Source organism: Synechococcus sp. CCAP 1479/9 (assembly GCF_019038535.1).
GTDB lineage: Bacteria > Cyanobacteriota > Cyanobacteriia > PCC-6307 > Cyanobiaceae > Cyanobium.
Map to the genome: position 1 here is coordinate 207986 of NZ_JAFKRK010000016.1, position 24266 is coordinate 232251.

The following is a 24266-nucleotide window of genomic DNA, read 5'->3' on the forward strand; positions in this document are numbered from 1 at the left end:
ATGTCGATGCCGCTGGATCCGCGCCTGCCCGACGGCCCCGTCGCCACCGCCTGGCAGCGTTGCCGCGAGAGCCTGCCGCTGATCAGCCCCAACCGCAAGCAGCGGCTGCGGATCCTGGTGGTGGGCAGCGGTCTGGCGGGGGCTTCGGCCGCCGCCAGCCTGGCCGAGCAGGGCTACCGGGTGCAGGTGCTCACCTACCACGACAGCCCCCGGCGGGCCCATTCCGTGGCGGCCCAGGGGGGCATCAACGCCGCCCGCAACTACGCCAACGACGGCGACAGCGTCGAGCGCCTGTTCCGCGACACGGTGAAGGGCGGTGATTTCCGCGCCCGGGAAGCCGGCTGCCATCGGCTGGCCGAGATCAGCGGCGCGATCATCGACCAGTGCGTGGCCCAGGGGGTGCCCTTCGCTCGGGAGTACGGGGGCACCCTCGCCAACCGCAGCTTTGGCGGCGCCCTGGTGAGCCGCACCTTCTACGCCCGGGGCCAGACGGGCCAGCAGCTGCTCTACGGCGCCTACCAGGCGATGCTGCGCCAGGTCGCCGCCGGGCGGGTGGAGCTGCTCTGCCGCCGCGACATGCTCGACCTGATCGTCCATGAGGGCAGGGCCAGGGGGGTGGTCTGCCGCCACCAGCTCACCGGCGCCCTGGAGGTGATCAGCGCCGATGCGGTGCTGCTGGCGACCGGCGGCTATTCGAACGTCTTCTACCTGTCCACCAATGCCCTGAAGTCGAACGCCACGGCGATCTGGCAGGCCCATCGGCGGGGGGCCTGCTTCGCCAACCCCTGCTTCACCCAGATCCACCCCACCTGCATCCCCAGCGGCGACGCCCACCAGAGCAAGCTCACCCTGATGAGCGAAAGCCTGCGCAACGACGGCCGGATCTGGCTGCCGCTGCGCCCGGGCGACGATCGGCCGCCGGCGGCGATTCCCGAAGCGGAGCGGGACTACTTCCTCGAGCGCCAGTACCCCAGCTACGGCAATCTGGTGCCGCGGGATCTGGCCTCACGCCGCGCCCGGGAGCTGTGTCTGGAGGGCCGGGGCGTCGGGCCCGGCGGCCGCTCCGTCTACCTCGACCTGGCCGGGGCCATCGCCCGGGATGGCGCCGGGGCGATCGACGCCCGCTACGGGAACCTGCTGGAGATGTACGAGCGGATCACCGGCGACGACCCCAGGGCCACGCCGATGCGGATCTATCCCGCCCCCCACTACACGATGGGTGGGCTGTGGGTCGACTACCACCTGATGAGCACCGTGCCGGGGCTGTTCGTGCTCGGCGAGGCCAACTTCTCCGAGCACGGCGCCAACCGGCTCGGGGCCAGTGCCCTGATGCAGGCCCTGGCCGACGGCTACTTCATCGCCCCGGCGACGGTGACGGGCTGGCTGGCCGGCGCCGGTGCCGGGATCATGGCGGACGACCACCCGGCCTGCCGGGAGGCCGTGGCGGCGGTGGAGGCCCGCATCGGGGCCCTGGGCAGCACGGGGGGAACCCAGCCCGTGGATGTCTTCCACCGCCGGCTGGGCCACCTGATGATCGACGCCTGCGGCATCAGCCGCCGCGCCGATCGCCTCACGGCGGCGCTCACCGAGCTGGAGGCCCTGCGCCAGGACTTCCTCCGGGATCTGCGCCTCCCTGACCAGGACGGTGTGCTCGACGGCGAACTGGAGAAGGCGCTGCGGCTGGAGGACTTCTTCGGACTGGCGGATCTGATGCTGCGGGACGCCCTGGCGCGGGAGGAATCCTGCGGCGCCCACTTCCGCGAGGAGCATCAGACCCCGGACGGCGAAGCCCTGCGGGACGATGAGCGCTTCGCCCACATCACGGCCTGGGAGCACCGGCCAGGAGCCACCCCCCTGCGCCACAGCGAGCCCCTCACCTACCGATCCGTTGTACCGGGACCGCGAAGCTACGGCTGAGCGGCTCGGGCCGGCCGAAGAAGAACCCCTGGCCCTGGTCGCAGCCCATGGCGAGCAGGCCTTCGTGCTGCTCGGCGGTCTCGATGCCTTCGGCGATCAGGCCCAGGCCCAGGTCGTGGGACAGGCGGATCATGGCGTCGAGCACCACGGCCTTGCGGTGGTCGTTGAGAAAGTCGGCGATGAAACTGCGGTCGACCTTGATCGAATCGATCGGCAGCCGCGCCAGCCACGACATGCTGGAGTATCCCGTGCCGAAGTCATCGAGATGCACCTTGACGCCGGCCTCCCGTAACCGGCTCAGCTCGGAGGTGGCCAGTTCGGGATGTTCGATCAGGATGCTTTCGGTCACCTCGATCACGGTCCAGCTGGGATCCACCCCGAGCCGTTCCGCCTGGGTGAGGAAGTAATCGCTGAGGCCGCTTTCCTTCAGCTGCAGGGGACTCACATTGATCGCCATGGTGACCTCCGAGCCCTCGGCGCGCAGCTGGCTGAGATGGCGGAGGGCTTCGCTGATCACCCAGCGGCCGATCGGCAGGATCAGGGCCGTGCGCTCGGCGAGGGGGATGAATTCCGAGGGGGTGGCGATCGGCGCCGTGATCGCCCCGAGGCGCAGCAGCGCCTCCATCCCCACCACCGCCCGATCCTCCAGCCCGACGATCGGCTGATAGGCGAGGAACATGGCCTCGTGCTGGATCGCCCCCTCCAGCTGATGGCGCAGATGGATGTTCTTCCGGACCTTCTTGTCGATGGAGGAATGATAAAAGGCGATGTGCTGATCGTTGGTCTTGGCTTCGTACATGGCCAGATCAGCCCGCCGGATCAACTCATCCACGGTGATGTCCGGATCGTCCGAGATGGTGATGCCGATGCTCATCGACGGGCGGATCGTGTGGTCTTCCACCGACCAAGCCTGACCGACGGCATCATTGAGCCGCATCGCCAGCTGCAGGGCATCGGCCTCATTGAAGATGCCCATCGTCAGCACGACGAACTCATCGCCACCAAGGCGCGACAGGATGTCGCCGAAGCGCAGGGAGTGCTGCAGCCGGCGGCCGATCTCGATCAGCAGGTCATCGCCGATCTGATGGCCGTGCAGATCGTTGATCTCCTTGAAGCTGTTGAGATCGCAGAACAGGATGCTGATCCGGCCGCCGCTCTGACGCTGGGTCTTGAGGGCGGCCCGGATGCTGACGTGGAGCCCGCGGCGGTTGGGCAGGCCGGTGACCGGACACTCCATCACCTTGGTGGCCAGGGCGAGGCGTTCCAGTTCCAGGGCCCGGTTCAGGTTCTCGGTCTGCTGGCGGCGCCGTTCGATCCGCTCGGCCTCGACCCGCAGCTGCTCGTAGGAGAGCAGGGCGCTGACGTCCCGGAAGCAGAAGATCAGCGGCCGCAACCGCTCGCTGCGGATGGGCTTCCACTCGATCTCGATGGCCCGCAGCTCGCTGCGGTCCAGCACCCGGGTGAAGTGGCCCCCCAGGTCGCCGCCGGTGAGCACCAGCTCCGGGTTGAGCAGGGGGGCACTGTCGCAGTCGCGGGGCAGCTGGTCGTAGATCGATTCCCCCAGGACCGCCGGGGGGGGGCGGTCCACCAGCCGCGCGTAGCTGGCGTTGCACCAGAGCACCCGCCCCTCGCAGCTGGTGATCACCAGGGCATCGCTGATCGTGCCGAGGGCCGCCTCAAGCCGCCCCATCGACCGGCGAAGCTCCACGACAAGTTTTCGGTGATCGTTCACGCGGTAGAAGGGACCCGATCGGGCATGGCGGGCCGGAACCCTATTTCTGAAAATTGACTGAGTATTGCATCTTTCCCTTGGGGACCGTGGCCATTGCCGCAGGGATGAAGCGGAACGACAACATCCCCGCCGCCTGACCGGCAGAATCAGGCCTGACCCTGGCGGCTTCCGGGGCCCGACAACGGCAGCCCCCATGCCAACCGTTTCCCTCACCCTGAGGATCTGGCGCCAGGCCGGTCCCGACCAGCCCGGCGGCTTCGAGGTCCATGGGCTGGAGGGGGTCTCCACCGACCTCTCCCTGCTGGAAGCCCTCGACCTGCTCAACGAACGGCTGATCGCGGCCGGTGGCCGGCCGGTGGGCTTCGAGCACGACTGCCGCGAGGGCATCTGCGGGTCCTGCGGCTTTCTGGTCAACGGCCAGGCCCAGGGACCCCAGCGGGCGACCAGCGTCTGCCAGCTCTACCTGCGCCAGTTCCGCGACGGCGCCGTGCTGACGTTGGAGCCCTTCCGCGCCCGGGCCTTTCCCGTGCTGCAGGACCTGGCCGTGGACCGTTCCGCCTTCGACCGGATCATCACCAGTGGCGGCTACTGCTCGATCAACACCGGCAGTGCGCCGGAGGCCAACGCCCTGCTGATCGGCCGGGAGCAGGCGGCCCAGGCCTTCGACACCGCCGCCTGCATCGGCTGCGGCGCCTGCGTGGCCAGCTGCCGCAACGCCTCCGCCAGCCTGTTCGTGGCCGCCAAGCTGGCGCACCTGGGCCAGCTGCCCCAGGGCCAGCCGGAGCGGCGGCAGCGCGCCCGGGCGATGCAGGACCAGATGGTCAGCGAGGGCTTCGGCAGCTGCAGCAGCCACCTGGAATGCGAGGCCGCCTGCCCCAAGCAGATCTCCGCCGACTGGATCAGCTGGATGCACCGCGAGTCCTGGCGTCGCCCCTGAGGCCTCAGGTCCCGGCCGCGCCGCAGTGCCGGGCGATCACCCCCTCCTCATCGGCGGGGATCCTCAGCAGCTCAAAGGGCTCCAGCCAGGCCAGCGCCGCCTCCAGCTCCTCCCCCAGGACCCGGTCGTGTTCACCGATGCCGCCGGTGAGGGCGATCACGTCGACCCCGCCCAGGCTGGCGGCCATGGCCCCGATGCCCTGCAACAGCTGGTGGCGGAACACCGCGATCGCCAGCTGGGCGCCGGCGTGGCCTTCGGCGGCGGCCTGGCGCAGGTCCTTCATGCTGGCGCTGAGCCCCGAGAGGCCCAGCAGGCCGCTCTCCTGCTGCAGCCCATGGTCGAGTTCCTCGGCCGTGACGCCCCGGCGCAGCTGGTGCAGCAGCAGGCCGGGATCGATGGAGCCGCTGCGGGTGGCCATCACCAGTCCCTCCAGGGGCGTGTAGCCCATGGTGGTGGCGATGCTGCGCCCCCCCCGGATGGCGCAGAGGGAGCAGCCGGCCCCGAGGTGGCAGCTGATCAGCCGCAGGCCTTCACCCCGGCGGGCCACGGTCTCGGCCACGTGCTGGTGGTTGAGGCCGTGGAAGCCGAAGCGCCGCAGGCCCTCGGCGCGCCAGCGGGCCGGAATCGCGTAGGTGCGGGCCGCCTCCGGCAGGGTGCCGTGGAAGGCCGTGTCGAAGCAGGCCCACTGGGTGATCCCCGGTTTCCAGCGGCTCAGCCAGCGCATCACCCGCAGGGCCGGACCGTTGTGCAGCGGCGCCAGGGGCACCAGCTCCTCCAGGACCGCGAGCACGGCGGCATCGAGCCGGACGGGGGCCGTGAACCGCTCGCCGCCATGGACGACCCGGTGGCCGGCGACCGTCAGCCCGTCAACCCGGCCGGCGAGGGCCCCGGGCAGCCAGGCGTCCAGCACCGCCTCCAGGCGCTCTTCGGGGGCCGTCCCTTCCGCGGCGCCGACGCTCCAGCTGCGCTGGTCCCTCCAGAGGCAGTCCCCCGCGCGGGTGTGCACGGAGACCTTGAGGCTGGAGCTGCCGGCGTTCAGCACCAGCACCTCGCCGGTCCGTGGCGCCGTCGCCGGCTCGCTCATGCGTGCTCGGCCGCCGGGGGCGTCCAGCGCCAGTCGGTCACCTCCGGGGCATCGGTGCCGTGGGTGTGGGCATAGGCCCGGTGGGACAGGATCGCGTCCTGCATGCGCTCCTTGACGTGGGCGGCGCGGGAGCGCAGGAAGGGCACCCGGTTGACGACGTCGATGACCAGATTGAAGCGATCGATCTGGTTGTTCATCGCCAGTTCGAGCGGCGTGTTGATGTTGCCCTTCTCCTTGTAGCCGCGCACGTGGATGTTGGCGTGGTTGGTGCGGCGGTAGGTGAGGCGGTGGATCAGCCAGGGATAGCCGTGGAAGTTGAAGATCACCGGCCGGTCGGTGGTGAACAGGGTGTCGAAGTCCCGGTCGCTGAGGCCGTGGGGATGTTCGTTCGGCTCGGTGAGGGCGAACAGCTTGACCACGTTGATCACCCGGATCCGCAGGCTGGGGATCTCCCGGTGCAGGATCTCCACCGCCGCCAGCGTCTCCTTGGTGGGGATGTCGCCGGCGCAGGCCATCACCACATCCGGCTCATCGGGGGTGGCGCCGCAGTCGTCGTTGCTGGCCCAGCCGACGATGCTGACCCCCTTGGCCACATGGCGCCGGGCCTGCTCCAGGTTGAAGTACTGCAGGTGCTTCTGCTTGTCGGAGACGATGATGTTGCAGACGTTGGTTTCCTGCAGGGCCTCCTCCGCCACCGCCAGCAGGCAGTTGGCATCGGCCGGCAGGTACACCCGCACCACGTCACCGCTCTTGTTGCCCGCCAGGTCGATGAAGCCGGGATCCTGGTGGGTGAAGCCGTTGTGGTCCTGCCGCCACACCGTGGAGGAGATCAGGCAGTTCCAGGGGCCGATCGGGGCCCGCCAGGTGGCATGCAGCAGGCAGGATTCCAGCCATTTGGCGTGCTGGTTGAACATCGAGGCGATCACGTGGGCGAAGGCCTCGTAGGTGTGGAAGAAGCCGTAGCGCCCGGTGAGCAGGTAGCCCTCCATCATTCCCACCAGGGTGTGCTCGCTGAGCATCTCCACCACCCGTCCGCTGCGGGCCAGTTCACTGCCGTTGAGGTCTTCAGGGAGGAATTCCTCCATCCACACCTTCTTGCTCACCTCATAGATGGCCTGGAGGCGGTTGGAGGCCGTTTCGTCGGGGCCGAACACCCGCATCGACACGGGGTTCGACCGGATCAGGTCGCGCAGCAGCTCGCCGAGCGGGTAGGTGTTCTCCACCTCCGTGGTGCCGGGGGCCGCCACCTCCACGGCGTAGTCCTCCAGGGGAGGGAACTGCAGCTTGCGGCGCAGCAGGCCGCCGTTGGCATGGGGGTTGGAGCCCATCCGCCGGTGTGCCTGCGGGGAGAGCGCCTGCAGTTCCGGCCGCAGGGTGCCGTGCTCATCGAACAGTTCCCAGGGCCGATAGCTGCGCAGCCACTCCTCCAGCAGGAGCAGTTCCTCGGGGTCGGTGTTCGGCGCGGCCAGGGGCACCTGGTGGGAGCGCCAGAACCCCTCCAGCTTCTTGCCGTGCAGGCAGGCCGGACCGGTCCAGCCCTTGGGTGAACGCAGCACGATCATCGGCCAGGCGGGGCGCACCGCCTCGCCGCTGGCGCGCGCCTCAGCCCGGATCTGCAGGATGCGCCCGACCGCCTGGTCCATGGCGGCGGCCATGGCCCGGTGCATGGCCATGGGCTCGTGGCCTTCGACGAAGATCGGCTCCCAGCCGTAACCGCGCATCAGGCTGGCCAGCTCCTCGTGGGGGATGCGGGCCAGCAGGGTGGGGTTGGCGATCTTGTAGCCGTTGAGGTGCAGCACCGGCAGCACCGCCCCGTCGTCGATCGGGTTCAGGAACTTGTTGATGTGCCAGGAGGTGGCCAGGGGGCCGGTCTCGGCTTCGCCATCGCCCACGCAGGCCAGGGCGATCAGGTCCGGGTTGTCGAACACCGCCCCGCAGGCGTGCGACAGCACATACCCGAGTTCGCCGCCCTCGTGGATCGAACCGGGGGTTTCCGGGGTGCAGTGGCTGCCGATGTGGCCGGGGAAGGAGAACTGCTTGAAGAAGCGGCGCATCCCCTCGCTGTCCTGGCTCTTGTCCGGATACACCTCGCTGTAGCTGCCGTCGAGGTAGGTGGGTCCCAGCACGCCGGGGGCGCCATGACCCGGCCCCGACAGGTAGATCATGTCGAGGTCGTGGCGGCGGATCGCCCGGTTGGCATGGGCCCAGAGGAAGGCCTGGCCGGGGGAGGAGCCCCAGTGCCCCAGCAGCCGGGCCTTGACGTGCTCATGGCGCAGCGGCTGGGCCAGTAACGGGTTGTCCCGCAGATAGATCATCCCGACGGCCAGATAGTTGGCGGCGCGCCACCAGGCATCGATCAGGGACAGCTCCTGCTCCAGTTCCGGCGTCATGGCGGGGGCCTCGAAGGGGGCCATCGTCGAGATGGTCATGGCCGTCACATGCAGGGGGCTGTGACCTCAACTTTCGCCTGCTCCTGTGAAAAAGCAGGTAAATCAACCGCTCTCCTTTTTGAGGGGGTCAGGGATCCGACATGGACCGCCCTCAGGGGCCCGGAGCCAGGGGAGCGTTCCAGCACTTCACGGCCGGCAGACCCCGGTAATCAGAGAGCACCGTGAGGGTGGCGGTGTCGAGCAGGAAACGGGCGCCGTGGCTGGGCGTCAGACCGATCCAGCGGGCCACGAACACCCGCAGCAGATGGCCGTGGGCGACCAGGGCCACCCGGCCACCCTCCTGCCGCAGCCGGCCGATCACCCGGTCGACCCGTTCCCCCACCTGGGCGGGATTCTCCCCGTCGGGACAGCCATCCCGGAACACCATCCAGCCCGGCCGATCCCGCTCGATCTCCGTGCTTGTCAGACCTTCGTAGGCCCCGTAGTTCCACTCGACCAGATCGGGCTCGAGGCAGGCCTGAGCAGCCAGCCCCGCCAGTTCGCAGGTGCGGCGGGCCCGCTGCAGGGGGCTGCACAGCACCAGGGAGAACGGGCTGGCCGCCAGCAGCGGCGCGAGGCCGCGGGCCGCCTCCTCCCCGCGCGGGGTGAGGGGGATGTCGGTGCTGCCGGTGTGCTGGCCCGAGAGGCTCCATGCCGTTTCGCCGTGACGGATCAGGACCACCTCAACGGGGCCGGTGGGGGTGGCGGTTGGGCCGTTCTGAATCGTTGTCACGGAAGGGCTCTCGGGGGATGACGTCGTGACACTCACTTAAGCTCGGTGCTCCGGCCAGGGTGGTGATGGGGGTGGCCGCAGCGGACGCCCGAACGTCCGCCGGGAGGCTGCCCGTCGCTGTCGTCCCCCCGCCATCTTGAGCCTCCCCGCCACGCCTCCTTCCCCCTCCGACGGCCCGGCCCGGGCCCAGTGCCCCTACTGCGGTGTGGGCTGCGGCCTGGAGATGAAGCCCCCCGCGGCGGGCACCGAAGGCGGTGAAGCGATCTGGACGGCCCGCGGCGACCGCCACCATCCCTCCTCCCTCGGCCAGGTCTGCGTCAAGGGGGCCACCGTGGGTGAGACCCTGCACCGCAACCGCCTCACCACCCCGCTCTACCGGCCACGCACCGACCAGCCCTTCGAGCCGATCAGCTGGGACCGGGCCTTCGACCTGATCGAGGCCCAGGTGCGTCGCACCCTGGCCGAGCAGGGACCCGACGGGATCGCGATCTACGGCTCCGGGCAGTTCCTCACCGAGGACTACTACGTCGCCAACAAGCTCATCAAGGGGGCGCTGGGCAGCAACAACTTCGACGCCAACTCGCGCCTGTGCATGAGTTCGGCCGTGTCCGGCTACGTGCGCAGCTTCGGCAGCGACGGTCCCCCCTGCTGCTACGACGATCTCGATCAGGCCGACACGGTGCTGCTGATCGGCACCAACACGGCTGAGTGCCATCCGGTGCTGTTCCAGCGGCTGTTGAAGCGCAAGCGCAAGCAGAAGCAGGACCTGCAGATCGTGGTGGTGGATCCCCGCGCCACCGCAACCAGCGACGCGGCCGACCTGCACCTGGCGATCCGGCCCGGCACCGACCTGGCGCTGCTGCATGGCCTCGGCCATCTGTTGCTGGAGCAGGGGGCGGTGGATCGGGCCTACCTGGCGGCGTCCACCGAGGGCTTCGAGGCGCTGGCGGAGCTCTGGGCGGGCTGGACGCCCGAGAAGGTGAGCCTGTTCTGCGGCATCAAGGAGCAGCAGCTGCGCCAGCTGGCGGCCCGCTGGGCGGCCAGCACGGGCGTGGTGAGCCTCTGGTCGATGGGGGTGAACCAGAGCGTGGAGGGCACCGCCACCGTGGCGGGGATCATCAACCTGCACCTGGTCAGCGGCCAGATCGGCAGGCCCGGGGCGGGGCCCTTCTCCCTCACCGGCCAGCCCAATGCCATGGGGGGCCGGGAGGCCGGGGGGCTGGCCGGGCTGCTGCCGGGCTACCGCTCCGTCACCGACGCCGGCCACCGCGCCCAGATCGAGCGGCACTGGGGCCTGGCGCCGGGGAGCATCGCGCCGGCCTCGGGGCTCACCGTGTGGGAGCAGATCGAGGCGATGGAGCGGGGGGCCCTGGGGCTCTGGTGGGTGGCGGCCACCAATCCGCTGGTGAGCTTGCCCTGGCTGGATCGGGTGCGGGCCGCCGTGGCCCGTTGCCCGCTGGTGGTGCTCAGTGAGGCCTACGCCGGCACCGAAACCGCCGCCATCGCCCACCTGGTGCTGCCGGCGGCGCAGTGGAGCGAAAAGGCCGGGGTGATGACCAATTCCGAGCGCCGCGTCACCCTGTGCCCGGCCTTCCGTGCGCCCCCGGGGGAGGCCCGTCCCGACTGGGCGATCTTCGCCGAACTGGGCCGGCGCCTGGGCTTCGAGGAGCAGTTCCGCTATGGCTCCTCGGCCGAGGTGTTCGCCGAGTTCGTCGCGATCACCGCGGGCCGGGTGTGCGATCTGAGCGGCCTCAGCCACGGGCTGCTGCAGGAGCACGGCCCCCAGCAGTGGCCGTTCCCCGCCGGCACGGCCCCCGGCGGCGGTGCCCCGCGCCTGCATACCTCCGGCCGCTTCCCCACCCCCTCCGGCCGGGCCCGGCTGATCAGCGAGCAGCCGATGGGCCTGGGGGAACCCCCCGATGGCGACTACCCCCTGGTGCTCACCGTGGGCCGTTACCTGGAGCAGTGGCACACCATGACCCGCACGGGCCAGGTCGAGCGGTTGCTGCGGCCCCATGCCGAGCCGCTGCTGGAGGTCCATCCCGCCGACGCCCGCGCGCATGGCCTGGTCGATGGCGGCCGGGCGCAGGTGATCTCCCGGCGGGCTGGCGTGACGGCCCGGGTGCTCGTCACCGACCGCATCCGCCAGGGCACGGTGTTCCTGCCGATGCACTGGGGGGCGGCCCAGCCGCAGGCCTGTGAGGCCAACCGGCTGATGCATGCCCTGGGCTGCCCCATCTCCCAGCAGCCGGAGCTCAAGGCCGCTGCGGTGACGCTGCAACCGGTGGCGGTTTCTTCGACGCAGGCGCCCGCCGACGCTTCAGCCGACCGGCCCCAGACGAGTCCCTGAGTTGGCGACCAGCGGCTCCACCAGCCCCGGCGCCAACCGCAGGGCACCGGCCGGGCCCCGGCAGGTTTCGATCAACCGGGCGCGGCGGAGAAGGGAAAACTGCTGGGTCACCGTCACCCGCGTGTGGCCGATCAGATCGGCGATCTGGGCGTGGGTGAGCTGGAGCGGCAGCACGTACCAGTCCTTCTGCCGACGGCCGATGCGTTCGGCCAGCAAGCGCAGCAGGGCCGTGAGTCGTTGCTCGGCCGTGGTGAGCCGGCGGATCAGCAGCAGATCCACGGCCCAGTCGTTGAGGCTGTGGTGCCCTGGCTGGGGTCCTTCCACGCCGCATTCGCTCAGCTGCACCGGCGTGATGGCCTCCAGGTGCATGGTGGCCCGCCGCTGAAACTCCAACGGCAGGTGGTCGCCGGCCTGGAGGAATCCCAGGGTGATGGGCTGGCCGTCGGTGGAGGACAACGACACCTTCAGCAGCCCTTGTTCGATCAGGAAACAGCGGACGCCATCATGACGGTCAGGTTCCAGCAACAGGGTGTGGCCTTCGGCGATCGTCACCCCGTCAGGGCGTGGCGGCCTCACTGGTCGTCGTGGGCGAAACGGCGGTAGAGGAAGTCCAGGGCGTGGTTCCGGTAGTCGTAGTACTCCGGCATCTCCATCAGCTGGGCCCGCTGGCGGGGACGGGGGAAGGGCAGCTCGAGGATCTCGCCGATCGTCGCCGCCGGGCCGTTGGTCATCATCACCACCCGGTCGGCGAGGAACAGGGCCTCATCGATGGAGTGGGTGATCATCAGCACGGTCACCCGGTGCTCCTGCCAGATCTTCAGCAGCTCCTCCTGCAGCTCCTCCTTGGTGATCGGATCGAGGGCGCCGAAGGGTTCATCGAGGATGAGCACCTTGGGCTGCAGGGCCAGGGCCCGGGCGATCGAGACCCGCTGCTTCATCCCTCCTGACAGGCTGCCCGGCTTCTTGTCGGCGGCCTCACTCAGCCCCACCATGGCCAGGTGGCTCTCCACGATCCGGCTGGCGTCGCCGTTGCGTTTGAGGTGGGGGAACACGTTGTTCACCGCCAGGGCCACGTTCTCGGCGGCCGACATCCAGGGCAGCAGCGAATAGTTCTGGAACACCACCATCCGGTCCGGTCCCGGTTCCCGGATCGGCAACGACTCCAGTCGCACCTCGCCGCTGGTGGGTTGGCCGAAGCCGGAGACCAGATCCAGCAGGGTGGATTTGCCGCATCCGGAATGGCCGATGACGCAGATGAACTCCCCTTCGGTCACCTCCAGGCTGATGTTGTCCAGCACGGTGTACGGCCCGTTGGGGGTGGGGTAGACCTTGCTGACCCCGTCGATCACCAGGAACGGTTCGGCGGCGCCGGCGGTGCTGGGCTGGGGCGTCGTCAGGGTCTGCATGCGGGCGGAGGAACGGAAGGGAAAGGGAGGGCGTGGGGTCAGCGGCCGGCCGGGGCGGGCACCGGGGCGTCCGCACTCCGGGCGGGCGGCGGTGGCAGGGGTGCCGGAGCCACGGTCACCTGGCCCTTGATGGGCAGGCGGTCGAGGTAGCTGAGGGGATCGAGCGGGTCGAGGCGATCGCTTTCGAACGCCGCCGCCACCGCCGACGGGGGGCGCTCCGCGGCCGGCAGCCCCAGGGCGGTGGCCGCGCTCCGGAACAGGGCCCGATCCTGCACGCGCTCGGCCACCTCCTGCCAGTTGCTGGGGAAGCTGGTCAGGCCCCAGCGGCCCAGCTGGCTGAGGATCCAGACCGCCTCCGCCGGGTTGGGCTCGTTGACCTCGGGGCCGAAGAAGCGGTTGAAGGAGGGCATGGCGGTGGGGGCGCCGGTGCCGCGGTCGTAGGCATCGACGAGGCCCGGCCGGATCGTCGCCACATCGGTGCCCACGTACGGACCCTGGGAGAGCAGCTCGGCCAGTTCGTCGCGGTGGGCCGGGTCTTCGCAGTAGCGGCAGGCCTCCAGCAGCGCCTGCACCAGGGCCCGGTGGGTGCGGGGGTAGGCGGTCGCCCAGGCCTCCTTCACCCCCAGCACCTTCTCGCCGTGGCCGTTCCAGAGCTCCACATCGGTGGCGATCACCGTGCCGAGACCCTCCAGGACGGCGCGGGAGTTCCAGGGTTCGCCGACGCAGAAGCCATCGATGGTGCCCGCCTTGAGGGCCGCCACCATCTGGGGCGGCGGGATCACCAGCAGTTCCACGTCGCGCTCGGGGTGGATCCCCGCCGAGGCCAGCCAGGCCCGCAGCATCAGGTTGTGCATCGAGGCCGGATGCACGACGGCAAGCACCGGCCTGGACTCCGGGTGGGCGGCGATCCAGGCCTTGAGGTCGGCCAGGGTGCTCACCCCGGCCTCATGGAAGCGGCGGTGCAGGGTGATGGCATTGCCGTTGCAGCTGAGGGTGAGGGCACTCACCATCGCCAGGGGCGGCTGGCCGCCGCAGCCGAGGGTCATGGCGATCGGCATCCCCGCCACCATCAGCGCCCCGTCGAGCACGCCTTGGCGCACGTGGGTCTCGAGGGTTTTCCAGTTGCTTTCGCGCCGCAGCCGCACCTGGGTGAGGCCGTACCTGGCGAAGAAGCCCTTCTCCTGGGCCACCACCAGCGGCAGGCAGTCGGTGAGGGGAATAAAGCCCAGCTCCAGGTTCACCTTCTCGAGGCCGTCGGCGGCGACCGGCTCGGCGGGCTTGAGCCGCTGCTGCCGGGCCCGGCGCTGGTCCGTCAGAAAGTTGACGATCTCGGCGCGCAGCCCGTAGTAGCGGGGGTGCTCCACCGTGCCCAGCTGGGTGCGGGGCCGGGGCAGGGGCACCTCGAGAACCTGGTCGATGTGGGCCTCGGGGCCGTTGGTCATCAGCACCACCCGGTCGGAGAGCAGCAAGGCTTCGTCGACGTCGTGGGTGACCATCAGGGCGGTGACCTTCGCCTCCTGGCAGATCCGCATCAGCTGCTCCTGCAGGTTGCCCCGGGTGAGGGCGTCGAGGGCGCCGAAGGGCTCATCGAGGAGCAGCAGCTTCGGCCGCAGGGCCAGGGCGCGGGCGATGGCGACCCGTTGCTTCATGCCGCCGGAGATCTCCCGGGGGTACTTGTCGGCGGCGGCCTTCAGGCCCACCAGCTGGATGTGGTGCTCGATGATCGCCTCCCGCTCCCGGCGGTCGCTGGCGGCGATCACGTTGTCGACGCCCAGGGCGATGTTCTGGCGCACCGTGAGCCAGGGGAGCAGCGAGTAGTTCTGGAATACCACCATCCGATCCGGGCCTGGATCGGTGACCTGCCGGCCGTTCATCAGGATGCCGCCCTGGGTGGCGCTGGTGAGGCCGGCCAGGAGGTTCAGCAGGGTGGACTTGCCGCAGCCGGAGTGGCCGACGAGGGAGATGAATTCGCCTTCGGCGATATCGAGAAAGATGTCCCGCAGGGCCACGTACTCACCCCCGCCGGGCAGGGGGAAGGCCTGGGTGACGTGGTCGACGGTGAACAGGGCGGCCATGGCTACTCGGCTCCCTGGTTGACCTTGCGGCCGACGAAGGCGACCAGGCGATCCAGAAGCAGCCCGACGAAGCCCACATAGATGATGGCCAGAATGATCTGGCTGGAGCTGCCATCACCGCCGGCGTTGTAGGCATCCCAGATGAAGTAGCCGATGCCGCCATCGGCCTTGAGCATCTCGGCGGCCACGATGGCCAGCCAGGCCAGGCCAACGGCGATGCGCAGGCCAGCGAACACGAAGGGCACCGTCGCCGGGACCACGATGTCCTTGATGTAGGTGGACTTGCTGAGCTTCAGAACCCTGGCCACGTTGATGTAGTCCTGGGGAATCTGGCGGATTCCCACGGCCGTATTGATGATGATCGGCCAGATCGCCGTGATGAAGATCACGAAGACGGCCGAGACGGTGGAATCCTGGAACACCATCAGTGTGATCGGGAACCAGGCCAGCGGCGGCACGGTTCTGAGCACCTGGATGACGGGATCAAACCCTTTTCCGAGGAAACGGTTGAGCCCCAGGAGCCCGCCGATGGTGACCCCCACGACAGCCGCAAGCCCATAGCCCAGGGCCACCCGTTGCAGCGAGATCAGGATCTGCAGGCCCAGCCCTTTGCTGGTGCCGCCGTCATCAAAGAAGGGCTGGCTGATGTAGGGGTCCCAGGTGTCGATGACGACATTGATGGGCCCGGGCAGCCGACTCACCCCCAGGACGAGTGAGATCAGCTGCCAGATCAGCAGGAAGGCTCCGATGCAGATGACATAGGGAGCCGACTTGGAAACCCAGGTCGGGGATCGTCGGGTGGTGCGGCTTTGCCGGGCGACTGCGCTGAGGGCCATGGGGGGATGACGAAGGGATGGATGGGGAAGCGGGCTCCGCCTGCCGACGTGTCAGCCTCAGGACATGGCCTTGAACTTCAGGCCATCGAGATAGGCCTTGGGGTTTTCCGGGTCAAAGACCGTGCCGTCGAAGAACGTTTCCTTGCCGCGCGAATCGCTGGCGGGAATCGCCTTCTCCTGGCCGATGGCCGTGGCGGCCTGCTTCCAGAGATCGGCCCGGTTCACCTTGTTGACCAGGGCGTCGATATCGGTGTCTGCCGGCAGATAGCCCCAACGCATGTCCTCGGTCACGAACCATTTGTCGTGACTCTTGAAGGGGAACGAGGCGTTGTCGGCCCAGAACAGCATCTTGTAGGGGCTGTCCTTCACGTTCCTGCCATCGCCGTAGTCGACGAACCCCGCCAGACGGGGTTTGATGTCCTCCACCGAGGCCTTGATGTATTTGTCCTTGGAGAGGATCTCGCACATGGCGTCGAGGTTGGCCGGATCGTCGCACCACATCTGGGCCTCGAGGACGGCCTTCAGGAGAGCCTGGGTGGCCTTCGGGTGGGCGTTGACCCATTCCGTTCGCATCGCGAAGGCCTTCTCCGGGTGGGCTTTCCACAGCTCACCGGTGACGGCGGCGGTGTAGCCGAGCTTCTTGTTGACCAGCCGTTGGTTCCACGGTTCGCCCACACAGAAGGTGTCCATGGTGCCGGTCTGCATGTTGGCCACCATCTGGGGCGGTGGGACAACCACCAGATCGGCGTCCTTGATGGGATCGATGCCATTGGCCGAGAGCCAGTAGCGCATCCAGAGGTCGTGGGTGCCGCCGGGGAAGGTGACCGCCGCTTTGAACTTCTTGCCCTGGCCCTTGCGCGTGGCCACGGCCTTGGCCAGCCCGGCGCTGTTGTCGATGGTGAGCTTGTCGCCGAGGAATTCCTTCGCCACTGAAAGTCCCTGGCCCTGCAGGTTGAGCCGCGCCAGGATCGACATCGGCAGCGGCTGTTTGCTCTTGGTGATCTTGCCGGCCTCCAGCAACAGGGGCATCGGCGAGAGGATATGGGCGCCCTCGATGCCGCCGCCGGCCCCACCCAGTTCCAGGTTGTCGCGGGTGACGGCCCAGGAGGTCTGCTTCATCACCTTCACATCGGGCATGCCGTGCTTGGCGAAGAAGCCTTTCTCCTTGGCGATGATCAGCGGGGCGGCATCGGTGAGGGCGATGAAGCCGAGGGAGACTCCGGTGACCTCTGGGGCATCACCGCCACCCCCCGCCGGTGCCGGGGTGGGGGCGGCCGCTTCCTTGGTGCCGCCACAGGCACTCAGCCAGATGGCGCCGGCCGTGGTACCGGCGGCGGTGATCAGAAACTTGCGACGGGAAAGGTTCGACATGGAGCCGGAGGAAGTGCCAGGGAGGACCGGAGGAATGCACCGTCTGATGCATGTGTTCTCTGGACGGGCCTCACAACAAAGCGCACCGTGCCGATGAAAGGTTTTGGTTGCTGGCGCAAAGGCTGACCAGACCCAGTTAAGGAACCACGGTGACAGCCCCCTCAGGAGTCGCGTCTGTTACCGATTCGGATCTTGGCGCCGCCGGTGCTCAGTCCGCCTGCTCCGGAGCGGCCAGCTGGCGGCGCAGCCGCTCGCCGCTGCGGGCCACGAGCAGGGCCGTCGCCTGCTCGAGGGCGTCTTCGAGACGTTCGAAGCGGCCGGCGAACCAGAGGTAGGCCGCCACGTTCCAGCGCAGCGCCGGCACCAGGGCCCCTTCGCCGCAGAGGGCCGCCAGGGCCTCGCTTCGCCAGGCCTCCAGGCCCTGCCAGGGCACGTCCGCGCTGGTGATGCCGTGGTCGCGGGGGTGCAGCAGGATCCGCTCGGTGGTTCCGTGGCGCACCCGGGCGGTGATGCCGGCGCGGGAGGTGGGCAGGTCGGTGGAGCCCTCCAGGCCCTTGACGGTCAGCAGGTCGGTCTCGCCGCAGTCCTGCAGGGCCTGCCAGGCGCGGGTCTCGGTGGGGGGATGGACGAAGCCGCTCACCAGCAGGTGCTCCCCCCGGTGCGGCGTCCAGAGCAGCTCCAGGCTCGCCACCGGCGGCCGTTTGCCGATGGCGTCCCGCACCGGCACCAGCCGTTCCGCCCAGGCGAAATGGTCGGGCTGGTGGGTGAGGGCCAGGCCGTGGCGATCAAGGCGCCCCTGCACCGTCTCGAGCGGCAGGCCGGCCCAGGTGATGCCGATGGCGCTGAACAGCTCCGCCAGGGTGACGCCGAACTTCACCGGCATCGGATCGCCGCCGTGCAGCACCACCGGCACCGCGTCGCTGGCCAGCACCAGGGCCACCAGGGGCAGCAGGGGGGCGGTGCGGCTGCGGCCGTCGTAGGGCACGCCGAAGCAGAGCGGCCGCCGGCCGGGGGTTTCCAGCACCGGCCCGCAGCGCCGGTAGCTGTCGAGCATGCCGGAGAGCTCGGTGGGGTGGGGACGGCGGATCCGGTGGGCGATCAGGAAGGCCCCCATCTGGGCGTCCGCGACCCGACCCTGGAGCATCAGGTCCATGGCCTCGGCGGCCTCCTGGCGATCCAGGCCGGTGCTGGTGTGCTCGCCGCTGCCCACCTTGCCGATCAGCTCGCGGAACCTGGCCCGCTCGGGGCCGAGCGCCTGCAGGCGCACCTGGCGCCGATCGTCGGCACCGTTCCGGGGCTCCGCCGTCCCCCCGGGGGAAGCGTCAGGTCCCGGCCTGGCCGGTTCTGGTAACAGTGACGACATGGGTGGACGGTTCCATGCCGGAAACTAAAGCCTTCCGGATCGGTGGGTTCGCGCAGCTTTCCCCGGCGCTCCCCGACACAACGATCCTTCCGGACGACGCAGCTCTCATCGGCGTCCCGGGTTCCCGTCTCGCCGGACCGGCTTGAGACGCGCTCCCTGAAGCACCCCCCGAGGCTCAGCTTCCGCCCACCTGCCTGGCAGGAATCCGCCGCATGGCTGGCCATGCGGACCGCCGTTTTCGCATGAACAGCACCGATACCAGCACCGATACCAGCGTCGCCACTGACACGTCCGCCCCGCTGCCGGCGGAGCTCAGCAAGGTCGAACGCGCCAAGGCGGAGCTCTGCGGCCTCGATCTGGCCCCGCAGCTGGCGGAGCTGGCCGCGGCGGGCTGGGAGTCCCTCGACGAGGCCACCCTGACGATCCGCCTCAAGTGGCTGGGGATCTTCTTCCGTCCCGTCACCCCCGGTCGCTTCATGGTGCGGCTGCGGCTGCCCAACGGCGTCATCGCTGCTGAACAGCTGGAGCTGCTGGCTGACGCCGTCGACCGCTGCGGCGAGCACGGCAGCGCCGACATCACCACCCGCCAGAACCTGCAGCTGCGGGGCCTGCTGCTGGAGGACATGGCGCCCCTGCTGGCGGCGATGGAGCGGGTGGGCCTCACCAGCCGCCAGTCGGGCCACGACAACCCCCGCAACATCACCGGCAACCCCCTGGCCGGCCTCGATCCCGAGGAACTGATCGACACCCGGCCGCTGGTGGACGCGATCCAGGCCCGGCTGCTGGCCGATGGCGGCCCCCGCAACCTGCCGCGCAAGTTCAACGTGGCGGTCGGCGGCGCCCCGGACAGCTTCCTGCTCCACAACGACCTGGCCTTCCTGCCGGCACCCCATCCGCAGGAGCCGGCCGGGCCGCTCGGCTTCACGGTGATGGTGGGCGGCTTCTTCTCGGCCCAGCGCAACGAACTGGCCGTGCCCCTCGGCCTGTGGCTGCGGCCCGACCAGCTGCCCGACTTCACCCTGGCCCTGCTGCGGCACTACGACGCCCACGGCAACCGGACCCAGCGCAACAAAAGCCGGCTGATGTATCTGGTCGATGGGCTGGGGCTGGAGGCCTACCGCGATGCCGTGGTGGCGGCCTATCGGCAGCTGGCCGGATCGGCGGCGACGGCGCCCCTGCCCCACGACGGCAGCCATCTGGTGGTGCGGCCCCCCCGCGACGGCCTGGGACTCCAGGCCCAGAAGCAGGCGGGCCTCCACTGGGCGGGTCTTCATGTGCCGATGGGTCGCCTCGACGCCGCTTCGATGCTGGAGCTGGCCCGCCTGGCCCGCACCTACGGCAGCGGTGAACTGCGCCTCACCGAGGCCCAGAACGTGCTGATCGTCAATGTGCCCACCGATCGGCTCGGGGCGCTGGGGGCCGAACCGCTGCTGGAACGGTTCCGCCTGGAGCCCGGCGCCCTGCAGGCCGAAGCGGTGAGCTGCACGGGCAGCCGCTACTGCAGCTTTGCCCTGATTCCCACCAAGCGCACCGCCCAGGCGGTGATCGACGAACTGGAGCGGCGGCTGGAGCTGCCCGAGGCCGTGCGCAGCCACTGGACCGGCTGCCCCAACGCCTGCGGCCAGCCCTACATGGGCCAGATCGGCCTGATGGGGGCCAAGGCCCGCCAGGACGGCCAGATGGTGGAGGCGGCGAAGATCTTCCTGGGGGGCCGCCTGGATCAGGACCCGCAGCTGGCCGAGCTGCACGAGAAGGCGGTGCCCCTCTCCGAGCTCCCGGATGTGCTCGAAGGGTTGCTGGTGGAACGCTTCGGCGCCCGGCGGCGGACCGCGCCATGAGCGCCCCGTGACGGCCGCGCGCGCCCCCTGGGATCCCCGGCAGTTGCCGGTCGGCGGCAGCCCCGAGCGCTGGCCCTGGCTGCAGGGCCTGCGGCGGGCCCGGGACCTCGACCTGGAACCCTGGCTGCAGGCGGTGGAGGCGGGATCGCTGCGGCCCGCCCCCGATCTGCTTGCCGCCCTGGCCGAGCGGCTCGATGGCCCGGCGGCGGCACGGTTGCTGGCCTGGTGGCTGGCCCAGCCTGCCGCCGACCCCGCCCTGCTGGCCGTGATCGGCCGCCACCGCGATCCCCGCTGCCGCACCTTGCTGCGGCAGGCCCTGGCAGCGTCCGCCGCTTCCCTCGCCGACGGCTCGGCAGCGGCGGCACGGGCCGCGCTCCTTCTGCCCCTGCTGGGCCATCAGCGCCACCCGGACGATTTCCCGCTGCTGCGGGAGCGGGCGCTGACGCCCTTGCCGCTGCAGCAGCGCCGGGCCGCCCTGGAGGGGCTGGCCGTGGGGCTCGGGGTCTGGCCGCCGCTCCCCCTGCGGCAGGCGCTCGGCGCCCTGGTGGGGGATCTGGATCCGGCCCTGGCCGCCACGGCCGTGGATCTGCTGGCCCGCCTGCCCGGGGGAGGCCAGGACCTGGCCGCCCTTGATCGCCGCCGCCTGGACCCGGAGCTGGCGCGGCGCGTGGAGCGCCGCCTGGCCGCCGGGCGATCATGACCGCACCCCAGCGCGCGTGAGGCAAGGCCGATGTTCCGTCACCTGCTGGTGCCCACCGATGGCTCCGATCTCTCCGATGGCACCATTCGCCGGGCGGTGAGCTTCGCCCGCGAGGCGGGGGCCACCATCACCTTCCTGCACGTGCTCGCCAACCTGGCGATGCCGCCCCAGGGTTCCCTCTACGGCGATCCGGTGCTGCTCGATCCGGCCGTGGTGGAGCAGTTCACCCAGGCGGAGCGGTCCTATGCCGACGAGTTGCTGGGGCGGGCCAGGGCCCTGGCCGAGGAGGCCGGGGTCCCCTGCGACACCGCCATCGGTGAGCATCCGGTCGTCTACGAAGCGATCATCGACGCCGCCACCCGCCACGGCTGCGACCTGATCTTCATGGCCTCCCATGGCCGCCGCGGCCTCGCCGGGCTGCTGCTGGGCAGCGAGACCCAGCGGGTGCTGACCCACACCGAGCTGCCGGTGCTGGTGTTCCGGCGCCCCGGGCCCACCGCCGGCCAAGCTCAGGAGGCCCCCTCGGCCCCGGCCGCGCCGGCCTCCTGAAGGCGCCAGCGGCGCACCACCTCGGCCACGTCCAGGCCGTCGAGGTCGACCTGGGCATTGAGGCGCTGCATGGTGGCGGCGGGGATCCGGCCGGCCAGCGCCTCGATCACGGGCACCAGCTCCGGGTGCCGCCGCAGCGTCGCCGCGTTGAACACGGGCACCGCGTCGTAGGGGGGGAAGTAGTGGCGGTCGTCCCGCAGCTGCTGCAGGTCGAGGGCGGGGATCAGGCCGTTGGTGGTGTCGCCGGCGATCAGGTCAACGCGCCCCTCGGCCAGGGCCCGGTAGGTGAGGCCCAGATCCATGGCCTCGGGCGGCTGGGCGAAGCGCAGCCCGTAACGCCGGGCCAGGCCGGCGAAGCCGTCGGGGCGGTTGAGGAACTCGTAGCCGAAGCCCGCCCGCCAGCCGGGGGTGTGGGGGGCCGCCTCGCTGATCGTGGCGATTCCCAGCCGGCGCGCTTCGGCGCGACGCACCAGGATCGCGAAGCTGTTCTCGAACCCCAGCGACGGGAACACGGTGAGACCGAAGCGCTCGCCATAGAGCCGGCGCGTCTCCTCAAACACCCGCCGCGCCGGATCGGGCGTGTCAGGAGCTGGCGGCGGCTGGGCGAGCAGGGTGGTCCAGGCGGTGCCGGTGTACTCCACATAGCCGTCGATGCGGCCGCTGCGGACGGCGGCATGGATCAGGCCGGTGCCCCCCAGGCCGAAGTCCCGCTTCACGGTCAACGGGGTGGCGGCCTCGATCTGCTGGGCCAGAAGTTCCCCCAGGATCAGCTGCTCGGTGAAGCTCTTGCTGCCGATCCGCACCGTGCCGGCGCCGGTGGGCGGCAGCAGCCGTAGCGCCAGCACGGCCCCCAGGGCCAGTCCCGCCAGACCCCAGGCGAGCCGCAGCAGCCGTCGCCGCCCGCCGCTGGGACCCTTGGCGCGGGGCTGGGCCAGCCGCCGTTCCAGCCACCCCAGGCCGCCGTCGGCGAGCAGGGCGATGGCGGCGGCCGGCAGGGCCCCGGCCAGGATCAGGCCGTTGTTCACCGTGGCGATGCCCCGGAAGATGAACACCCCCAGACCACCGGCGCCGATGGCGGCGGCGATGGTGGCCACCCCCACGCCGATCACCGTGGCCACCCGCAGGCCGGCCATCAGGGTGGGCAGGGCCAGGGGCAACTCCACGTGCAGCAGCACCTGGCGGTCGCTGAGGCCGAGGGCATGGCCGGCCTGCTTCAGCTCCGGAGGCACCTGGGCCAGGCCGGTGACCAGACCCCGCAGCAGGGGCAGCAGGGCGTAGAGGGTGAGGGCCACGATCGCCGGGGTGGTGCCGATGCCCCCCAGCAGCGGCACGGTGAGCAGCAGGCCGAAGATCGCCAGGCTCGGCACCGTCTGGACGGTGCTGGCCACCGCCAGGACGGGCCCGGCCCAGCGGGGCCGGCGGCTGATCCACAGGCCCAGCGGCAGGCTGATCGCCAGGGCCAGGCCGATGGCGGTGCCCACCAGCAGCAGGTGCTCGCCGCTGCGCTGCAGAATCTCCCCCGCCAGGGCGCCGTCCCACCAGGCCGGCGGCCACCGCGAGCTCATGGGGCTTCGGCCGGCGTCAGGGCCCGGGTGGCCTGGAACACCGGCACGCTGACGCCGATCAGCAGCAGGGCCCAGCCGCTGTTGGCGGTGTCGTTGAGCAGGGCGCCCACCAGAAAGGCGATCGACCCCACCAGCACGATGGCGGTGCTCCACGGGTGGCCCCAGGCCTTGAACGGCCGTGGCCGCTCCGGTTCCCGGTGGCGCAGCACGAACAGGCAGACGATCCCCACCAGGTAGAGGCTCACGTAGAGGAACGCGGCCAGCCCGAGCAGGATCGTGAAGTCGCCGCAGAGCACCAGCAGGGCCGAGGCCAGGCTGGTGAGCACCAGGGCCACGGTGGGGGTGCCGCCCCTGTTCACCCGGTCGACCAGGGGGCTGAACAGCTTGTCCCGGCTGAGGCCGTAGAGGATGCGCGGCGCGCCCATGATCGAGGCGTTGATCAGCCCCGCCAGGGAAAGCAGCGCCAGCACGGTGATCGCCTGGCCGCCGAAGGCGCCGAACAGCAGGGCGGCCGCGTCCGCCACCGGCAGGCTGGAGACGGCGATCACCTTCAGGGGCAGCACCCGCAGCAGGGCCAGGTTGAACAGGGTGTAGAGGACGATCACGGCCAGCACGCCGCCGATCAGGGAGCGGGGCAGGTCCTCCTGGGGTTCGCTGAACTCCTCGGAGAAATAGATGGGGCTGTGCCAGCCGTCGTAGGTGGTGACGATCGCCTGCAGGGAGAACACCAACGCCACCGCCATCCCCGTCCAGCCCGCCGGGGTGGCCAGGGCCGTGGCGGTGGTGGGGATCGCCGCGCTGGCGGCGGCGCGGCTGTCGGGGCCGCCCAGCAGGAAGCAGGCCGCCACCACCGCCAGGAAGGCGATCGCCTTGGCCAGGCTCAGCAGCTTCTGGCTGCCGCTGCCGGCCTCCACCCCCAGCAGCTGAATGAGGGTGAACAGGGCCACCACCCCCAGCCCCACCAGCTTCCCGGGCAGCTCCAGGCCCGGCAGCAGGAAGGCCGCGTACTCGCCGATGGTGACCGCCACCCAGGCGATGCCGGTGCAGTGGCCGACCCAGTCCATCCAGCCCACGGTGAAGCCGGCGGCATCGCCGAAGCAGCGGCGGGCGTAGACGTACCAGCCGCCGGCCAGGGGCAGGCTGGCCCCCAGTTCCGCCACCGCGTTGGCGCCCAGCAGGGCGTAGAGGCCACCGGCCAGCCAGGCCGCCACCACCCAGGGGCCGCTGCCCAGCTGGGCCGCCACCAGGCCGGGGGTGCGCAGGATGCCGGCGCCGATGGTGCCGCCCACGGCGCCGGCGATGCCGAAGGTCACCCCCAGAACGTTGAGCAGGCGGCCCGGGGTCTGGGCGGTCGCGGGCTGGTCCGGGACCACGGGATCGG

General features: G+C 70.4%; 18 protein-coding genes. 6 read left to right on the plus strand and 12 right to left on the minus strand.

Going from position 1 to position 24266, the window contains the following annotated elements:
* The first annotated feature begins 6 nt into the window (after positions 1-6).
* Complete coding sequence (locus tag KUG38_RS05335; RefSeq protein ID WP_502988681.1) at positions 7-1917, plus strand: fumarate reductase/succinate dehydrogenase flavoprotein subunit; 1911 nt, start codon at positions 7-9, stop codon at positions 1915-1917.
* Here the strand turns inward: KUG38_RS05335 and KUG38_RS05340 are convergent.
* Complete coding sequence (locus KUG38_RS05340) at positions 1874-3607, minus strand: putative bifunctional diguanylate cyclase/phosphodiesterase (RefSeq protein WP_216919612.1); 1734 nt, start codon at positions 3605-3607, stop codon at positions 1874-1876. The two genes, KUG38_RS05335 and KUG38_RS05340, sit on opposite strands and share 44 nt — an antisense overlap.
* 235 nt (positions 3608-3842) lie before the next feature.
* Here KUG38_RS05340 and KUG38_RS05345 point away from each other — a divergent pair, with 235 nt between their 5' ends.
* Positions 3843-4586 carry a succinate dehydrogenase/fumarate reductase iron-sulfur subunit gene (locus KUG38_RS05345; RefSeq protein ID WP_216919614.1) on the plus strand — a complete coding sequence of 248 codons (744 nt, stop codon included), beginning with the start codon at positions 3843-3845 and terminating at the stop codon, positions 4584-4586.
* Between the two features lie 4 nt (positions 4587-4590).
* Here the strand turns inward: KUG38_RS05345 and KUG38_RS05350 are convergent, their stop codons facing one another.
* The 3 genes from KUG38_RS05350 to KUG38_RS05360 form a co-directional block, all read right to left on the minus strand.
* A complete protein-coding gene (locus KUG38_RS05350) occupies positions 4591-5670 on the minus strand; it encodes an acetate/propionate family kinase (protein WP_216919617.1) in 1080 nt (359 codons plus the stop codon).
* Positions 5667-8099: a phosphoketolase family protein gene (locus KUG38_RS05355; RefSeq protein ID WP_216919618.1), complete on the minus strand. Its 2433-nt coding sequence runs from the start codon at positions 8097-8099 to the stop codon at positions 5667-5669. Before KUG38_RS05355 ends, KUG38_RS05350 begins: the two co-directional genes overlap by 4 nt.
* A gap of 112 nt (positions 8100-8211) precedes the next feature.
* Positions 8212-8832: a histidine phosphatase family protein gene (locus tag KUG38_RS05360; RefSeq protein ID WP_216919620.1), complete on the minus strand. Its 621-nt coding sequence runs from the start codon at positions 8830-8832 to the stop codon at positions 8212-8214.
* 223 nt (positions 8833-9055) lie between these two features.
* On the opposite strand from KUG38_RS05360, the gene KUG38_RS05365 reads away from it, so the two are divergent.
* Entirely contained in the window at positions 9056-11182 is a 2127-nt protein-coding gene (locus KUG38_RS05365) for a molybdopterin oxidoreductase family protein (protein ID WP_502988687.1), read from the plus strand.
* Here the strand turns inward: KUG38_RS05365 and KUG38_RS05370 are convergent.
* The 6 genes from KUG38_RS05370 to KUG38_RS05395 form a co-directional block, all read right to left on the minus strand.
* On the minus strand, positions 11153-11734 hold the full coding sequence (locus KUG38_RS05370) for a Crp/Fnr family transcriptional regulator (protein WP_216919624.1): 582 nt from the start codon (positions 11732-11734) through the stop codon (positions 11153-11155). The genes KUG38_RS05365 and KUG38_RS05370 overlap by 30 nt on opposite strands.
* A gap of 20 nt (positions 11735-11754) precedes the next feature.
* On the minus strand, positions 11755-12588 hold the full coding sequence (locus KUG38_RS05375; RefSeq protein ID WP_216919626.1) for a nitrate ABC transporter ATP-binding protein: 834 nt from the start codon (positions 12586-12588) through the stop codon (positions 11755-11757).
* Positions 12589-12626: 38 nt separating this feature from the next.
* Positions 12627-14663: an ABC transporter ATP-binding/substrate-binding protein gene (locus tag KUG38_RS05380; RefSeq protein ID WP_216919628.1), complete on the minus strand. Its 2037-nt coding sequence runs from the start codon at positions 14661-14663 to the stop codon at positions 12627-12629.
* Between the two features lie 2 nt (positions 14664-14665).
* Positions 14666-15499, minus strand: a complete 834-nt coding sequence (gene ntrB / locus KUG38_RS05385) for a nitrate ABC transporter permease (RefSeq protein WP_216919630.1) — start codon at positions 15497-15499, stop codon at positions 14666-14668.
* Between the two features lie 57 nt (positions 15500-15556).
* On the minus strand, positions 15557-16870 hold the full coding sequence (locus tag KUG38_RS05390) for a CmpA/NrtA family ABC transporter substrate-binding protein (RefSeq protein ID WP_216919632.1): 1314 nt from the start codon (positions 16868-16870) through the stop codon (positions 15557-15559).
* 208 nt (positions 16871-17078) lie between these two features.
* Complete coding sequence (locus tag KUG38_RS05395) at positions 17079-18233, minus strand: anthranilate phosphoribosyltransferase (RefSeq protein WP_216919634.1); 1155 nt, start codon at positions 18231-18233, stop codon at positions 17079-17081.
* 242 nt (positions 18234-18475) lie between these two features.
* Between KUG38_RS05395 and KUG38_RS05400 the strand changes: the two genes are divergently transcribed.
* From KUG38_RS05400 to KUG38_RS05410, 3 genes are read left to right on the plus strand one after another with little or no spacing between them, the layout of a single operon-like run.
* Positions 18476-20071: a ferredoxin--nitrite reductase gene (locus KUG38_RS05400; RefSeq protein ID WP_286195648.1), complete on the plus strand. Its 1596-nt coding sequence runs from the start codon at positions 18476-18478 to the stop codon at positions 20069-20071.
* A gap of 7 nt (positions 20072-20078) precedes the next feature.
* Positions 20079-20771: a hypothetical protein gene (locus KUG38_RS05405; protein WP_216919638.1), complete on the plus strand. Its 693-nt coding sequence runs from the start codon at positions 20079-20081 to the stop codon at positions 20769-20771.
* Positions 20772-20801: 30 nt separating this feature from the next.
* Positions 20802-21320: a universal stress protein gene (locus KUG38_RS05410; RefSeq protein ID WP_216919640.1), complete on the plus strand. Its 519-nt coding sequence runs from the start codon at positions 20802-20804 to the stop codon at positions 21318-21320.
* On the opposite strand, the gene KUG38_RS05415 is transcribed toward KUG38_RS05410, so the two are convergent.
* Entirely contained in the window at positions 21281-22885 is a 1605-nt protein-coding gene (locus tag KUG38_RS05415) for a glycine betaine ABC transporter substrate-binding protein (protein ID WP_216919643.1), read from the minus strand. The genes KUG38_RS05410 and KUG38_RS05415 overlap by 40 nt on opposite strands.
* Positions 22882-24258, minus strand: a complete 1377-nt coding sequence (locus KUG38_RS05420) for an APC family permease (protein WP_216919645.1) — start codon at positions 24256-24258, stop codon at positions 22882-22884. Before KUG38_RS05420 ends, KUG38_RS05415 begins: the two co-directional genes overlap by 4 nt.
* Positions 24259-24266 lie beyond the last annotated feature (8 nt).